Annotated in this window: 13 protein-coding genes; 4 read left to right on the top strand and 9 right to left on the bottom strand. The window is 49.3% G+C overall.

The window, feature by feature from the left end:
• Positions 1 to 130: 130 nt before the first annotated feature.
• Positions 131 to 1,311, bottom strand: a protein-coding gene (locus tag UNDKW_RS05115; RefSeq protein WP_370529124.1) for an IS3 family transposase whose coding sequence is annotated in 2 segments (ribosomal slippage) — positions 131 to 1,059 and positions 1,059 to 1,311 — 1,182 coding nt in all. Because the reading frame shifts where the segments join, the coding sequence is not laid out codon by codon here.
• On the opposite strand from UNDKW_RS05115, the gene UNDKW_RS05110 reads away from it, so the two are divergent.
• Positions 1,296 to 1,904 carry a reverse transcriptase domain-containing protein gene (locus UNDKW_RS05110; protein ID WP_162057838.1) on the top strand — a complete coding sequence of 203 codons (609 nt, stop codon included), beginning with the start codon at positions 1,296 to 1,298 and terminating at the stop codon, positions 1,902 to 1,904. The genes UNDKW_RS05115 and UNDKW_RS05110 overlap by 16 nt on opposite strands.
• Positions 1,905 to 2,183: 279 nt before the next feature.
• Here the strand turns inward: UNDKW_RS05110 and UNDKW_RS05105 are convergent, their stop codons facing one another.
• The 4 genes from UNDKW_RS05105 to UNDKW_RS05090 form a co-directional block, all read right to left on the bottom strand.
• The gene (locus tag UNDKW_RS05105; protein ID WP_162057837.1) at positions 2,184 to 3,293 is read right to left on the bottom strand and encodes a hypothetical protein; all 1,110 of its coding nucleotides are present in this window, start codon (positions 3,291 to 3,293) and stop codon (positions 2,184 to 2,186) included.
• A gap of 288 nt (positions 3,294 to 3,581) precedes the next feature.
• Positions 3,582 to 4,682, bottom strand: a complete 1,101-nt coding sequence (locus UNDKW_RS05100; RefSeq protein ID WP_162057836.1) for a hypothetical protein — start codon at positions 4,680 to 4,682, stop codon at positions 3,582 to 3,584.
• A gap of 117 nt (positions 4,683 to 4,799) precedes the next feature.
• Positions 4,800 to 5,630: a sugar phosphate isomerase/epimerase gene (locus UNDKW_RS05095; protein ID WP_232063243.1), complete on the bottom strand. Its 831-nt coding sequence runs from the start codon at positions 5,628 to 5,630 to the stop codon at positions 4,800 to 4,802.
• Between the two features lie 7 nt (positions 5,631 to 5,637).
• Positions 5,638 to 6,477: a phytanoyl-CoA dioxygenase family protein gene (locus UNDKW_RS05090; RefSeq protein ID WP_162057835.1), complete on the bottom strand. Its 840-nt coding sequence runs from the start codon at positions 6,475 to 6,477 to the stop codon at positions 5,638 to 5,640.
• 154 nt (positions 6,478 to 6,631) lie between these two features.
• On the opposite strand from UNDKW_RS05090, the gene UNDKW_RS05085 reads away from it, so the two are divergent.
• Together UNDKW_RS05085 and UNDKW_RS05080 are read left to right on the top strand one after the other, a co-directional pair.
• Positions 6,632 to 7,561, top strand: a complete 930-nt coding sequence (locus UNDKW_RS05085) for a LysR family transcriptional regulator (protein WP_232063242.1) — start codon at positions 6,632 to 6,634, stop codon at positions 7,559 to 7,561.
• 130 nt (positions 7,562 to 7,691) lie between these two features.
• Entirely contained in the window at positions 7,692 to 8,231 is a 540-nt protein-coding gene (locus UNDKW_RS05080) for a hypothetical protein (RefSeq protein ID WP_162057834.1), read from the top strand.
• A gap of 12 nt (positions 8,232 to 8,243) precedes the next feature.
• Here UNDKW_RS05080 and UNDKW_RS05075 read toward each other — a convergent pair whose 3' ends face one another.
• A complete protein-coding gene (locus UNDKW_RS05075) occupies positions 8,244 to 9,680 on the bottom strand; it encodes a PLP-dependent aminotransferase family protein (protein WP_162057833.1) in 1,437 nt (478 codons plus the stop codon).
• An 88-nt stretch (positions 9,681 to 9,768) separates the two neighbouring features.
• On the opposite strand from UNDKW_RS05075, the gene UNDKW_RS05070 reads away from it, so the two are divergent.
• Positions 9,769 to 11,022: a benzoate/H(+) symporter BenE family transporter gene (locus tag UNDKW_RS05070; RefSeq protein WP_162057832.1), complete on the top strand. Its 1,254-nt coding sequence runs from the start codon at positions 9,769 to 9,771 to the stop codon at positions 11,020 to 11,022.
• 12 nt (positions 11,023 to 11,034) lie between these two features.
• Here UNDKW_RS05070 and UNDKW_RS05065 read toward each other — a convergent pair whose 3' ends face one another.
• The 3 genes from UNDKW_RS05065 to UNDKW_RS05055 all read right to left on the bottom strand — a co-directional run bounded on the left by UNDKW_RS05065 (position 11,035) and on the right by UNDKW_RS05055 (position 15,918).
• The gene (locus UNDKW_RS05065; protein ID WP_232063241.1) at positions 11,035 to 13,302 is read right to left on the bottom strand and encodes a CHASE2 domain-containing protein; all 2,268 of its coding nucleotides are present in this window, start codon (positions 13,300 to 13,302) and stop codon (positions 11,035 to 11,037) included.
• Positions 13,303 to 13,404: 102 nt separating this feature from the next.
• Positions 13,405 to 15,045, bottom strand: a complete 1,641-nt coding sequence (locus tag UNDKW_RS05060) for an HD family phosphohydrolase (protein WP_162057831.1) — start codon at positions 15,043 to 15,045, stop codon at positions 13,405 to 13,407.
• A gap of 108 nt (positions 15,046 to 15,153) precedes the next feature.
• Entirely contained in the window at positions 15,154 to 15,918 is a 765-nt protein-coding gene (locus UNDKW_RS05055; RefSeq protein WP_162057830.1) for a 3',5'-cyclic-nucleotide phosphodiesterase, read from the bottom strand.
• Positions 15,919 to 16,253: the final 335 nt, after the last annotated feature.

Here is a 16,253-nt window from a genome sequence, read left to right as displayed (position 1 = left end):
CCTTAAAGCGTCTATATAAAATGTTTTGTAAATTTTGATACCAAGTCAAATCACCAACCCCTTCGGAAAATTTTGTTGCGACTTTTAAAATTGAGCTTCCCTCGGTAATTAGTTCACCATCAGGTGAATGTTATGCAGCCAGGCTCTCTTGATTTTGTTTCTTCATCCAGTCTTCGAGATATTGCACTGGCGAACGATAACCTAATGTTGAGTGCTGGCGGGTTCGATTATAAAACACTTCAATATATTCAAAGCTTGCTGCCTTCATCGCATCATGAGTTGCGTAACGAATTCCATGATAACGCTCATTCTTGAAGCTGTTAAACCAGCTCTCGGTAGGTGCGTTATCCCAACAATTTCCTTTGCGGCTCATTGAGCAAACCATACCAAATTCCTTGAGCTTGCTCTGAAACGCAATGCTGGCATATTGACTACCACGATCAGAATGATGCATCACACCAGTTGGCGGTCGGCGGCGAAACCATGCCATCGTTAAAGCATCCGTCACGATGTCACTGGTCATGCGTGGTTTGAGCGACCAGCCGATCACTTCCCGGTTGAACAGATCAAGCACGATAGCCAGATAGAGCCATCCTTCGTCTGTCCATAAATACGTGATGTCCGAAGTCCACGCTTGATTCGGCGCCGTCGGCATAAAATTTCTATCGAGTAGATTGTCTGCGACAGGTAAGGCATGTTTTGAGTCTGTCGTTACCTTGTAGCGGCGTTTATGCCGTGCGCGTATGCCATGCTCTCGCATCACTCTTTCGACACGTTCTTTGCTGGCTGTGAAGCCGCGCTTTCTCAATTCTCTGATCATGCGTGGGCTGCCATACGCCCCCTTGAGCTCAGCATGAATGGCGCGAATGATTGCCAGCATCTGTACGTCCGTTAAGCGCTTTCTGCCAGGAATTCCACCTCGTTGCCAGGCGCGATAACCACTCACACTGACTTCAACTACGGCGCACATCTCTGCCAAAGAATAGGTTTTACTGTTGGCAGCAATCCATGCATACTTCACAGAACATCTTTCGCGAAGTATGCCGCCGCCTTTTTTATGATTTCGTTCTCCCGCTTGAGTCTGGCAACTTCTGCTCTTAATCGGGATAGCTCCATGGCTTCCGGCGTGACGACCTTTGTGCCTGCACCTTTGAGTTTCCCTTCCGATGCAGCCTTGATCCAATTACGCAGTGTTTGGTCGCTTAAACCCAGTTCCTTGACGACCACAGAGACGGCTTCACCATCTGAAACACGTTTAACTGCCAGTTCTTTGAACTCGGTCGTATAGGCTTTTTTTGGTATCCTGTTCATCATTTGTCTTTCCAAAGTTACGTTTATTTTACGTCACCTTTGGGGAACTAAATTTCAGGGGAAGCTCATTTTGGAAATTAAGGCGAAATAGTCCACTCAGATTGAGTATTGGTGCACCTAGCTCGCCGTTCATCTCAAACTTCATTATGAGCAATTTTGATGCTGCGCTTTCTGAAATATGCGCAACAATGCGCGTCACTTACACTCGCTATGCAGACGACTTAACCTTTACTACAAACGAGAAATCTGTTCTATTCAATATACCCAATATTGTTAGAGAAAATCTTGTGAAATTCTGTCATAAAAAAATAAAAATAAACACATCAAAAACAGTTTTTTCATCGAAAGCGTCTAATCGACATATCACAGGAATAACCGTTACAAATGATGGAAAACTGTCTACTGGCAGAGAAAGAAAGCGTCTTGTTTCATCAATGATTCACAGATTTTCCAATCAGTTATTAGTGCATGATGAGATTTTAAAACTTAAGGGAATGCTCGCTTTCATTATGCACATCGAGCCGAATTTTGTTTTTAGAATGAAGAAAAAATATAGTGCAGAAACTATAGATAATTTATTCAACTATCAATAAAAACTTTTGCCAAAATTCAACATCGCTCTCACTGCGACTACAGCATCACCAGATACAATTCGCAGTCGTCGGACATAACCTGATCCGTATATAGCAAGCTTTGTGTATGCGACGTAAAGTCTAAATTTAGGCGCGAGTATAAGTTGCTGTTTGCCGTAAGCGCATTACAGCTCAGGAAGCTATTATCTCTAGAAATTTTGGCCAAGAGGATGGTGCACACGGCGCATTCTACCAACTGACTCAAGCCAGCTACGCTACTTCTCAAATTGATAGACAGTCTTAAGATTTTTGCCTAAAGTTGCGTATTGCCTGCGTCTGTTCCCTGAGATCAAACTGATACAAGCCAAACAATCCTTTGCGAACCTTGACAAGCACCACCTCGTCAGCCTTGACGCTGCACCAATAATCCTTGGTCATGCTGGTATATTCAACGACAGGTAGATTATTATCCACCGGAATCAGTTTTTCACATTCGTCGTCCCTGTGGTATTCCGCCGAAATCAATGGACCACCAACAAGCTGATTCAGGCGTATTCCAGACACATAACTGGCAACAAGAAATGAGAAGCCAGCAATCGCTAGCACGACTACCACAATCCCGATTGGAGCCTGTTCGTGCTTATCGGTTTTCAAGGCTGCCCACGCGAGCACAGCAGTCGCAATGAAAGCAATGGCAATGTGGGGAAGAAGGTAGTCTTTATTAAAAAATGCCCATCCTTCGTGCTGCATGAAGACATCTACAAAGCAATAAGCCAGTAGCACGCCTGTTAGCAATAAAATTTTTCTTGTGACAGGATGCTTCATCAAGTCAAATTCCATCGCCAGCAAGCGAGGATCTTTAGCAACGTTCTCGAAAATGCCCTGCTCGCGCAAAACACTGAGCAAGTCAATTTTTTTATCCTCGAACGCGTCTTGCGGGATTTCGACGCTGTATAACTTCCAATCCCTGAGCCGTATCCCCCATGTTACCGAACTGCCTTTCGAGCGTAGTTGTACAGTCTCAAAACTGGACAGATGGGTCGCATGCTCAAGTTCTGTCCATGACACCCTTTTTTCAAGAAATTTGAATTTAGCAAATACCGAACCAGGTAGCCACTCCAGGAACATCCCCTTGCCATCTACAATCAATCTTGTCTTACGATAAGTCAATTGTACAAAAATGAGGAAGAGCAGCGGAAAAATCATGGGCAAGAACATGCTCAGTAATCCCGTGCGATATCTGGTAGATTCAAGTACTTTCTTTATGTCTTCATGTTTAAGCAGCTCCCAATAACTCATCCAGAATAACACCGCGAGAAAAAAAGATACGAGGGCAAGTACAATCAACTTTTCCCGATTTGACATCGAAGTTTTTCCCCGAACGAAGATATATCTTTGCTCTGCTTGCATATGCTGCTCCCAATTGGAATTTAGCAGCAGTATAAATAAATTTGAATATCCTGCAACGAAAATGAGCAAGGAAGCAAAATCAATTCACCACCACTAAAACGACAAATAAAATTTTTGTCACCCTGCATAATATTCATACAGCTATATCATCACCACACTCAGTTCTATGGCATCCGATACGACCTGTAAAAAAAAAATGCAAAATCTGGGTATAGAGCGGCGGCACAAAATCACGCATCAGAGTGATTTGCAGCTTACCGGCAGCACTTTACTGCCGGATAACCAGCATCAGGTTTTTTTCTTATAGTCGCGAATTGCCTGGGTTTGTTCGCCAAGATCAAATTGATAATGACCAAACAGGCCTTTGCGAACTTTAACAGTCTGGGCTTCATCAACCTCCCTGCTGCACCAATAGTCCTTGGTCTTATGGGTATATTCGACAACAGGCAAACTCTTATGTACGGGAATTAAATTTTCACACTTGTCATCTCTATGATATTCAGCAAGGATTAAAGGGCCGCCAGCAAACTGGTTAATGCGAATACCCACAACATAGCTAGTGACAAGAAACGAAAAACTGGCAAGCACTAACAAAAATGCAGTAATTCCCTTGGGAGGCGGCTGTCGCTTATTAGCCATTGAGGCTACCCGAGCCAGCAAGAGTGTCGCAAGAGCGGCAAAAATAACATGGGGAAGCAAATAGTCGAAATTAAAAAAAGCCCAGCCTTCTTGCTGAATCATCAAGTCGAAAAAGCAATAGACAAGAAGAACACAAATTCCCAACAATATGCTTCTCGTTACCGGATGCTTCATTAAGTCGAACTGCCCTGGCTCGTTAGATGCATCCTCGAAGATATCCAACTCACGGAAAACGCCGAGCAAATCAATCTCTGCAGGCTTTATGGCATATTGAGTGGGCTCAACGCTGGAAAATTTCCAGTCTTTCAGCCTTATCGTCCAAAGAATTGAATTTGTTTTCGAAAGAAGTACTACACCTTGAGAACTGAGCACATACCTTGCCCTTTTTACGTCTGTCCACGCAAACCTCTTTTGAAGGAACTTCCATTTTGCAAATATGGATTCTGATGGCCACTCCAGAAACACACCCGTGCCATCAATAACAAGCTTCGACGAACGGTGAAGCCATTGAATTCCACCTTGGACTATAGCAAATAGCCCCAGAGGGAAGATCATGGGAAGAATTTTTTGCCAGACCTTGTTTGATTCCAGAATTTTTTTCCAGTCTTCAGGTTGAAACCATTCCCAATAGCCAGCCCAGATGAAAACTGGTAACAACAGTAACACTGGAACAAGCAGTATCCACTTTTCCCGTTTTGACAAGGCGCTCATGCTACGGACGAAAGTATGTTTTTGTTGCTGCTCTAACATGCACTAGCCCTCAATTAATGTGGACATAGTATAAATAAAAATTTGCATGCCTTACAACAAAACAATCAAAGACAATCAAACCTCTCCCGTTTGCGCGTCAGAGCAGGAGCGTGGCCCTCATTTATCGGCATAGCGCTCACGCAACAACTGCATCATCACCACATTCAATTCCCAGGCATCCGACACAACTTGATTTGTGTAAGGCAGGCTCTGCGTATAGGGTGAAGGCCCAAACTCAGGCGTCAGTGTGATTTGCTTTTTGCCAGAAGCTTGTTGCAGGCGGATGATGGCATCCCACCAGGACAGATGCTGCTGCAAGGCCGCCGCATGTTCAGGTGCGCGGAAATCGTTGACTTGCGGGCCCTGGCTATGGCCGATGCGAGCATGAATGTGCTGCACATGAGGGAATACCTTTTCCAGTACATGCGCCTGATCTTCAAGCAGGGATTCACAGGCGCAGCACCAGTGCGATAAATCAGCATTCAATTGCAGATGTGGGCGTTGCTCAAGGTAGGGCAGCAAGAGCATGGGGTGACCACTGAAACGGCTGCGATGGATTTCATGGACGATGGCGATACCGGTTTCAGCAGCGATTTCGTCAGCCAAATCCAGCAATTCATTGTTTTGTGCCTGTGTATAAAAATCCTTACCGGTATGGGTGTTCACGAACAGCGGTTTTGCTGCGCAGGCATTGCGCAGCAAATCATTGAGGGCTTGCTTGTGTGCGGAAAAATCGGAGTGGAATACAGTCTCCCATTGTTGGGCAATCAGTTTCAGACCTGCACCGGCAATCGCCGTGGTCCAGGCATGGCGTTCAGCCACATCCATAGGCAAGGACATTTCTATGCCATCAAAACCGGCTTCCAGCACCTTGCCAATAAACACTTCACGGCTCAGGTGCGCACTGCCCCAGTGCGGGGCGAAAATCAATACTTCAGAATTCATCATGTGCTACTCAAACAAAACCACGGACGGGGAAACTGGCGTCGCGCTGTATCCAGTTTTGTGGTGAATAATTGGTCGTTCCATCGGTCACATGCAGGGTGTAGGCATGGCGTGAAACTGCCGAGCGATTCGGTGCGCTGTAATGTGGCAACAGGCCATGGAAGCACACCAGACTACCTGCCTTGACTTCCAGTGGAATAGCTGTGCGGTCATCTGGCCAGGGCAAGCTGTCTAGCTTTTCTACGCGCACCTGATCGCCTTCACGCACGAAGCGTTCACGCATTGGTGTACGGTGCCCGCCCGGTTCTGCCCACATACAGCCATTTTCCAGTGTCGCATCTTCGAGTGCAAACCAGAAGGTAGTGACACTGACAGGATCAGTTTCAAAATAAGTTGCGTCCTGATGCCAGCGCACTTCACCGCCTATGCCAGGCTGCTTGAAGATATACATGGACTGGTAAATCTGTGGCTGTTGCAGGCCCAGTTGCTCAGCTACTTTCGCCAGTGCAGTGCCACGGGAAAATGCACTGAAGATCGGGTCAAGATCATGAATGGCATGACCGATCTTGTTGATGGACAGGGACTTGGCCTGGCGCAGATTGCCTTGTTCATCAAAAGCTTCTTCTTCAAAAAAACAACTGATGTTATTAGCCGAATTCAGGAAGTAATGATCTACCTTTTTTTCCTGCTCCTTGGTCGTGAAGATGGACTTGGAGGAAGCTGGATCAAATTCATCAACGATTTTGGCTGCACGCTCACGCAAGGCAGCGATTTCATCGGCATTCTTGAAATTGGGGATGATGACGTAGCCGTCTTGCTGAAATTGCTGGATTTGTTGTGCGTTGAGCATGCTGACTCCTGGCTGTGAATGCAGTGGAAGCAAAAGACAATCACCTATCTTGACGCCTTTGCTTGATCTGCATCAAGTGTAGCGAATTTCATTTGTTGCGCACAATACCCACAATGATTGACAGATTGTATCCAATCTATAGACAATGGCTTTCATGGATCAACTAAAAGCAATGGAAATATTCGTCGAAGTGGCAAGGCAGCGCAGTTTTAGCGCCGCCGGACGCCATCTGGGCATCAGCCGCGCCATGGTCAGCAAGCACATCATGCAACTGGAAGCTGAACTGGGCGCACGGCTACTGCACAGATCGACACGTGAAGTCAGCCTGACCGAGCTTGGCCAGGCTTACCTGGAACCTTGCAGCGCCAGTGTGGAACATGCAAGGCAGGCGCGTCTGGTGGTCACTCAGACAGGTAATGAGCTGGCGGGCGGCATACGCATACAGGCTCCAAATAGCTTTGGCAGCGATTGGCTGGCCGATGCCCTGGCCCGCTTTACCTTGCTCCACCCCATGTTGCAGCCGACCTTGCATGTCGATGACAATCTGCTGGATCCGTTCAAGCATGGTTTTGACCTTAGCATACGGGTTGGTGGCATACCCGACAGCCCCGGCTTGCATGCGCGCAGGCTGGCCCCCTGCCGCGGTCTGCTGTGCGCCAGCCCGGCCTATCTGGCAGAACATGGCATGCCTGCTCATCCGGCAGAATTGAACCGGCATCGCTGCCTGCACTTCAGCCATCTTACCCAGGGCAATACCTGGCATTTTGAGCGCGATGGCGAAACCCTTGCGGTCGATATCACACCCGGTTTTGCCTCAAACAATGGCAAGGTCTTGCACCAGGCTGCCCTGCGTGGACTAGGTATAGTGTATGACACGACTTTTCTGGCATGGCGTGATTTGATCGAAGGTCGGCTAGTCACTGTCTTGCCAGACTGGGCCTTGCCATTGAATGACTTCACCGCACTTTACCCGGCTACCCGCAAGGTCAGCCCCAAGGTAAGAGCGCTGATTGATTTTCTGGTGGAAGAGTATCAGCCTGTGCCGGAATGGGATAAGGCCTTGCTGGCTGCCGGGCTCTTGTAGAATAGCGTATTGATCAATACAGACAGGCCATATGGATTCAGGTTACTGGAAGCTCGCGCACTGGAAAAAGATGCCAGTTTACGCACATTGGACTATCCTGCTTTGGTTTCCCTGGGTTTTGATACAGGGGATGAAATTAGTCTGGCTACTCCCTGGCTTCCTGGCATTCGTCACGATACTGCTCTTCCATGAATTTGGCCATGCGATTGCTGCACGATATACAGACACCAAAGTTTATGCCATCAAACTATTTTTGATGCATGGTGAATGCACGCATGAGACGCCTTATTATGAATCAGAGGATATATTAATTGCCTGGGGCGGCGTGCTTGGGCAGTTGCTGCTCCTGGTGTTGACGCTTATCGTTCAATATCTGCTGTTCTATTTTTCACCCACGTGGATGTTTCAATTGTCCCCGGTGTTCGATGTGCTGACCAAAACCAATCTGATCATCATCGCCTTCAATTTAATCCCGGTGAAGCCTTTGGATGGTGTGGTCGCGTGGCGCATCATCCCTTTCGTTTTACTGAAAATCCGTACGAGGAAAGCGGGCATCTTGTCCAGATTTGCCAAACGCCAGCAACCACCCGTGAGCAAAACAGAAAAGCAAACTGAAGAGCAAAATGCAGACAAGATAGTCAAAGATTTATTTGACCGGCTCAAAAAGTAAGCTGCATTTCATTTACATTTCTGAAACCAGCCTGCCCAGGGTTTTAATACCCTGCTCCATCTCACGTCCCCATGGCCGCCCTATATTCATGCGCAGATAATTTGCGTATTTGCCTGAACCGGAGAACAGGCTGCCTGGCGTAAACGCTATGCCCTTTGCTACTGCCTGACGCAACAAGGCCAGGCTGTCTATATGCTCAGGCAATTCCAGCCATAACCACCAGCCGCCTGCCGGGCTGATGACTTGGGTGCCCCAGGGAAAATAACGCGCTATGGCTGCAGTCGCCAGTGGGATATTGGCCGCCAGGCGCTCACGCAACTTGCGCAAGTGGGATGGCAAGGCACCCGACTGTATAAACTCAGCCAGTACCGCCTGCTCAAACAAGGGTGTAATCAGAGACGCGCTGAGCTTCAATGAATTGATCCTGGCCTGATAACGCCCACCCGCTATCCAGCCTATGCGAAATGCCGGGGCCAGGCTTTTGCTGCAAGAGCCGCAATAGATGACCCTGCCCTGCTTGTCCCAGGCCTTGATGGCTTGTGGTCTTTCCTGCTGATGCGAAAGGTCACCAAAGACATCATCTTCTATCAAGGCCAGATCATATTGCTCAACCAGGCGTAGCAGGCGCCTCTTGTTTTTATCCGGCATGGCGCAACCGAGGGGATTCTGGAAATTCGGCATGGCGACGATGGCACGTACCGTGCCCTGGTGTTCGAGCGCATATTCCAGCGCTTCCAGGCTGATGCCCTGGCCTGGCACACAAGGGATTTCTATGGCCTTGATGCCCAGGTTTTCCAGCATTTGCAGCAAGCCAAAATAAACGGGAGATTCAACGATGACGGCATCACCTGGCTGGGCAACCGCACGCAAAGCCACACTCAGGGCTTCTGTACTACCATTGGTGATGAGCAAATCACTGGACTGCAAATCCATGCCTGCGTTTTTCAGCCAGTGTATGAGGCTGGTTTTCAGGGCTGGCAAACCCGTACCGCCGGGATACACACCGATCAGCATGGGGTCTTGCCGCAGCAGGCGCTGGGCGATCTTGGCCAGGACTTCACAGGGATACCATTCTGGCGCAGCGCTGGCAAGATGCAGCCCCAGATGCAGGGGTTGCGCCGTCAAAGAATACAGTTCCGTCATCCTGTGCTGCAGGGACATCAGCTTGTCGTATTCAACTGCTGGCGCAGCCTGACTGGCTTTTTTCTGCGTAATTGCACTTGTCGTTTGCCTGGTTTTCCAGTCAGCGACATAGATGCCCGACTTGTTGCGCGCTTCTACCAGGCCCTGGCTTTCAAGGTAACGGTAACAGCGTATCGCAGTAGAAACACTGACGTGCTGCGTTTCTGCAATCAAACGCACCGATGGCAGGCGCTCACCTACCTGATAGCGGCTGGCCCGGATATCTGCACCGATGGCGTCTGCCAGTTGCCTGTAACTGTGCTGCATAACAGATACCTTAAATGTGAATCTGTATAGCATAAGACAGATCACTACTGTAAGTAAACGCTGGCCTGCACTGAACTAGACTGGATGCATGAATACACCACACTCTCCCTCTCTCCTTGCCCCGGCAAATGCCATCAAGCCGGGTTTTGCCGCTAAGGCGGCAGATTTTTTTCCTGCGGTGCTGGCTGGCCTGATTGCCGTCCTGATCTCTTATGCTGGCCCCATGCTGTTGATATTACAGGCAGCACAAAGCGCAAAACTGACAACAGCGCAAACCAGCTCATGGATATGGGCGATCTCGATAGGTTCGGGCCTGGTAGGCGTATGGATGAGCTGGCGGCACAAGATACCGGTGATTTGTGCCTGGAACACGCCGGGTGCTGCCTTGCTGGTAACGGGCCTGGCGACGGTGCCTTATCACCAGGCCATAGGTGCCTACCTGGTTGCGGCAGCAGCGATATGGCTGATAGGCATTACCGGTATCTTTGAAAAACTCATGACAAAAATACCCAAGAGTTTGTGTGCGGCCATGCTGGCAGGTATCCTGTTTCGCTTTGGGGTTGATGTATTTGCCAATACCCGTAGTGAGGTTGCTGGCGCACCCTGGCTGGTGACTGCCATGTTCGTGGCTTACCTGATATTCAAGCGCCACAGCGCTCGCTATGCCATCGTCCTGACCTTGCTCAGCGGCGTCATGCTCTGGAGTATTCTGGGCTGGGGTGATTCCAACCTGGGTCAGTCTATTGCAGTACAACTGGGTTTGACGATGCCAGTCTGGACTGCGCCCGAATTTTCTTTGAGCGCCATCATCAGCCTTGGCTTGCCATTAGCGCTGCTATGCCTGACTGGCCAGCAAGTACCGGGCGTGGCTGTGATGCGCGCCGCTGGTTATGAACGTGCCCCCACCAGCAAGCTGGTCAGCGCTACCGGTTTTGTCAGCATCTTGCTGGCACCATTTGGCTCGCATGGCGTGAACCTGGCGGCGATCACTGCAGCGATTTGCACAGGGCCAGAAGCGCACCAGCAAGCAGAAAAACGCTGGGTTGCGGGCGTTGCCTGCGGTGGATTTTATCTATTGATAGGTAGCTTTGCCGGTTCCCTGACTGCCCTGTTCCTGCACCTGCCACATGCGCTTGTCACCACGGTAGCTGGCCTGGCACTGCTGGGTGCGATACAGAATGGCCTGGTGAACGCCATGCAGGAAACGACAGAACGTGAAGCTGCGCTGATCACTTTTATCGTTACAGCATCGAGTATCAGCTTGCTGGGACTGGGTTCTGCCTGCTGGGGCATAGTGCTTGGCGTGATCAGCTATTACTTGCTACGCGTAAAAGTCAAATGACACTGGTCAGTTTTATTCACTGAACTTGCTGACAAAGGTCGCCACCCCGTCCCAGTCGGCAGGCAATGGGTTTTGCCGGTAGTGGGCGATACGCTCCAGAAAGACCTGGGCTGCCAGGTCTTCTGCACGGACTTCCAGATATGAGCGGAAAGATTTTTCGGCAACATCCCACTGCTGCGCGCGAAAATCATCGAGTGCCTGATGCCATAGTTCCAGCAAGGCAGACTGAACATCGTCTATATCCGTTGCGATGGCAACCGGTTCAAAAATCGAGATGGGCCTGGTCTTGCCTTTGACCCTGACCCTGTCCAGCTCACGATAGGCAAATTCTGCCGCCGCATTTTTTGTCGCCTCACCAACCACGACGCCGACACCATATACCTTGGTAATACCTTCCAGGCGTGAAGACAGATTCACCGCATCACCCATGACGGTATAGGCCAGCCTGATCTTGGAACCCATGTCACCTACGCGCACGTCACCTGTGTTCAAGCCTACTCCTATCTTCAAGGCAGGCCAGCCACGTTTGACAAAATCTATACTCAGGCCTTGCGCGATGGCTTGCATTTTCAGCGCACTGGCAACGGCCAGCCTGGCATGATCTTCCAGGCGCACCGGTGCCCCCCAGAAAGCCATGACGCAGTCACCTATGTATTTATCGAGTGTGCCGCGATTGCCGCGAATTTCTTCTGACATCGCGGTCAGGTAGATATTGATATATTCTCGCAAGTCTGCTGCACTCATGCTTTCGGAAATAGTCGTGAAACCGCGCACATCAGAGAACATCACGGTCAGCTCGCGAATTTCACCTTCCATGGTGTAGCTGTCAGGTTCTTCTGCCATGACGGCAACCAGTTCCGGTGCTACATATTCACCAAAGCGTCTGACCACGCCGCGCAGCTTTCTCGACTCAACCAGATAACCCCAGGTAATGTTGAACACAAACAGGGCAACAATCAATAGCAGCACTGTTGCCAGCGGCTGGACGAGGTTGAAGGACTGATACATCCAGTAGTTGAAGGCGATAACCAGTGCCAGCATTGCCGTAGTACACAGCACGGCTGCCAGCGCCTTGAAACGCGACAGTGCAAAACTGAGCAATAAACCGATCAGGCATACCTGTATGACTTCAAAGCCGCGCGTGCTGTCAGAGCGCTGCTTGACATCGCCATCCAGTATCGAAGCAATCACATTCGCGTGCATTTCCACGCCTGGGTAATCCAGTCCAAGCGGCGCCGTACGCAAGTCCTTGAGCCCCGCTGCCGTCGTCCCTATCAAGATGATTTTCTCTTTGAGCTTATCGACAGCCAGGCGCTTCTTGAGCACATCCGAGGCTGACACATAGGCAAACCCGCCACCATTTGGCCCACCCTTGCTTTTATAGTGGATCAGCGCAGTTAGCAATGGTTCTACGGGTATGCGTTTGTTGGGTGTGGAGTTAAGCTTGATCGCTTCTATCGAGCCATAATTATTCAAAAAGCTTTGAGAATTGATGCCATCAGCTTGCAGAAACACTGGTTTGACTTTGCTGGCATTCAGGGCAATACGTGCTGTTGCCAGTGATAGTGCTTCATAGTAGCCAGTACCATATTTTGCCAGCAAGGGAATGCCCCGTATCACCCCATCGGCATCTGGCGAGGGATTGAAAAATCCACCGGCAATCGCCGCTTTTTGCAGCTCTGGCAAATTGGCGGTGTATTTGGTGTAGGTGGCAGATTCAAAACTGCGTTCGCCCAGGTCAGCATCAACAAAGGCGGGGGGTGGCAGCAGGCCTTTTGAACTGTCGTCCGGAGTATTTGAAAACACATAACCCAAAACCACAGGGCGCCCTGCTAAAGTCTTTGCCAGCCTGTCGTCAAAATCGAGTTCTTTTCTGAGTGCAGGCATTTGCGCTACAAAGCCAGAATTTTCCTTTAACTCTTTTTGCGCCAAGCCTTCGAGCACCTGTATGCCGGTGCTGTTGTCCGGTTCTGAAAAGACGATATCCAACCCCACTGCCCTGACATGGTAATCGTCGGTCAGTCTTTCTATCAGATCAGCGACGACTCCCCTGTTCCACGGCCATTGCCCTACCTCCTGCAAACTCTTTTCATCGATATTGACAATGACAATGTCGGGGTTGAAGGTCGTCGGTTCCCATCTCATGCGCAGGTCATAGATAAAGTAATCGACTTTTTCTATGAGGGTGGTCGGCAAATTACCATTTGCCTGCAAGGCAGCTATGACGATCAGCAGCACGCAAATGCCCCAGCGTGTCAGTTTGTTGATGTGCTTCTGCAAGCTTTCCTCCACAAACTCAGTTTCAGGTATTGCCTATGCCGGGAAATTTTCCTGCTACTCCGTGTCTTTCAACATCGGCAGCAGGAAGTCTGGATATGACACTCAAATACGGTAACCTGGTACCTTGCTCAGATCAACCTCATCGATCTGGCTCTTGTCCATGAAGCGTTCAGCATAAGTCAGATACACTTTTTTCTTGACGAAGATATTGAACAAGTCTGGGTCAATATGGCCATTCAGAGCAAAGCTGCCGAGGATGTGCAGGGATTCTGTCAAGGTCTTGCCATCCTTGTAGGGGCGGTCTTTGGCGGTCAGGGCTTCAAAAATGTCTGCTATCGCCATGATCTTGGCTTGCACGGACATTTGTTCACCGCGCAAGCCGCGTGGATAACCTTTGCCATCCATGCGTTCATGATGGCCACCGGCGTATTCAGGCACGTTTTGCAAATGCTTGGGCCAGGGCAGAGCTTCCAGCATCTTGATGGTGGTGGAAATATGGTTATTGATGATGGCGCGCTCTTGCGCATTCAGGGTTCCAGCACGCACGGACAGGTTTTCTACTTCGTCGGCATTCAAGAAGGGCTGGGCTGCGCCACTGGCATCAGTCCATTGCCATGCTGCGATGTCGTTCACCCGCTGCAAGTCTTCAGGACTGGTTCTTTCCGAGCCTATATTCAATTTACGCAAGAAGTTTCTTGCCTCTTCGATTTTCGCCAGCTCATCCTGCAAGCCCTGCTCCAGCTCGGCGATCAGGTTTTCATTATTGACGCTGGCCTGGTACAGGGCACATTTACTTTTCAACACCTTGATTTCTGCATCGCGTTTCAAGACTTCAAAACGGGTATCGAGCAAGTGTATGCGGTCAAAAATGGTTTCCAGCTTGGTGGATTTTTCTACTACATGCACAGGAGTGGAAATCTTGCCGCAATCATGCAGGATGCCCGCCATCCATAATTCCTTGCGGTCTTTGTCCGTCATGGAAAAATGCGCCAGCGGCCCTTCGCGCGTTTCATGCACGGCATTCGCCAGCAACATGGTCAGCTCGGGCACATGCTGGCAATGTCTGCCTGTATGCGGAGATTTTTCATCAATGCCGATATTGATAAGGTGTACCAGCGAGACAAACAGGTTTTCCAGTTGCGAGATCAATTGCTGGTTGGTCAGCGCGATGGCAGCCTGCGAAGCCAGGGCTTCGATAAAGCGCTGATCGGTTTCGGTAAAGGAGCAGAGCTCACCAGTCTCCGGGTCCTTGGCATTGATGAGTTGCAAGACACCGATGAGTTCACCTTCATGATCGTGCATGGGCACCGTCAGCAGGGATTTGGTTTTGTAATTGAACTGCTGGTCAAAATTGCGGGTACCAGAAAAATTGAAGACCCCAACGGTGTACACGTCCTGAATATTCACCGAGATTTTATAGTTGGCAGCATAGGCTGCCACGGCATTCAAATTCCGGTTGCCATTGGCATCAATCAGGGGGATGTTGGGTATGTCTACCGTATGACCTCTCACTCCGCCCTGATACATGTTCAGGGTGTCATTGAGGGAAATATTGAAGCACAGGCTTTGTTTGTCTTTGCTGGTACGGTACAGGGTGCCACCATCGGCATAAGTGATACTCTTTGCCGAGCGCAGTATATTTTCGAGCAATAATGGTGTGTCGTGATTATTGCTCAGCTCCAGGCTTAATTCCGTCAGTTTTTCCAGGCGTTGTGCAATTTCGCTACTGCTTAGTGCAGTCATAATCACTTTCTCCAGATCGTATCCAAATTCTTGCTTAAGCGCAGATGTCCATATTGATGCTTCATTATTTCAGCCCTGTGAACAGGGTATGCAAGGAGCCCCTGCATTTCAAAAACTGAAATTATCAGTAATTTTGAGCGCTTTAAATTTCCTGTCCTTATTTTGCTCCAGTTCTGCCATGATTTGTGCTTCTTGCCCGGGTTTCAGGTGATAGATATAAAACACTACACTGGCAGGTACCGCAGCAATGTCTTTGACCAGGGCTGCGGGACAAAAATGTTTGGAAAGCAGGGCCAGCTCAGCTTCTGCATCAGGAAAAGAACAATCCACTATCACCATATCCAAAGCGGCCTGCCCGCCCAGGTTTTTCCACAGTGCGGGCGTACTCGCCATGTCACCGGTAAACAAAAAGCCTTTTCCGGCAGAGCGTACCCAGTACGCAACTGAACCGGGTACATGATCGACCACATGTGAAGTAATCGTGCGCTCACCCAGCATCAAAGTCGTGCCGGGTTGCATCTCTTCATATTGCATGGATGGATGATCGATATTCGGCAAAGTGCTGAAATCTGGCCAGATACTCCAGTTGAAGATATGGTTTTTCAGTGCATGCAAGACTTCAGGCGTGGCATGTACGGTGACTGGCTTGCTCCTTTTGCCAAAGACGGCATCCATCAGCAGGGCCAGACCAGCCACATGATCGAGATGACTGTGGCTGATAAACACATGATCTATTGCCACCAGTTGTTCTATGCTGAGCCGCGACAAACCAGTGCCAGCGTCGAGCAAGACATCATCGTCTATAAGTAAGCTGGTGGTGTAGGGTTCATTGCCGCCTATCCCGCCTGCACAGCCAAGAATTTGTAAGTTCATAAAGACAAAAAATAGTGTGCCTCTGTCCAACCAGGGGCTTTGTTATCCCGAGACCGGCATTACCAGCCTACTGGTCTCCGGGCAAGCTTAACACTTTCTTTGAAGACAAGAATACCTTATGCATCATTCCTTCCCTGAAGATAGGCTAATTTGTCGCTTTACGCTATAAAGAGTTGACTTTGTGGTCAGACATTCGACTTCCGTGATACATTTTTGTAAAAATTGACTTAAGAGAATAATAATTTACAGTATCTTGCAATGCGCATCATATTAAAGCTGATAATTAGCTTCTGACTTTACGTCTTGCTTCATGCTGCAGAACGTGTAACAAAGGA

It is taken from the genome of Undibacterium sp. KW1 (assembly GCF_009937955.1).
Lineage (GTDB): Bacteria > Pseudomonadota > Gammaproteobacteria > Burkholderiales > Burkholderiaceae_D > Undibacterium.
Note: the sequence above shows the minus strand (reverse complement) of the source record. Positions and strands in the feature narration are given on the sequence as shown.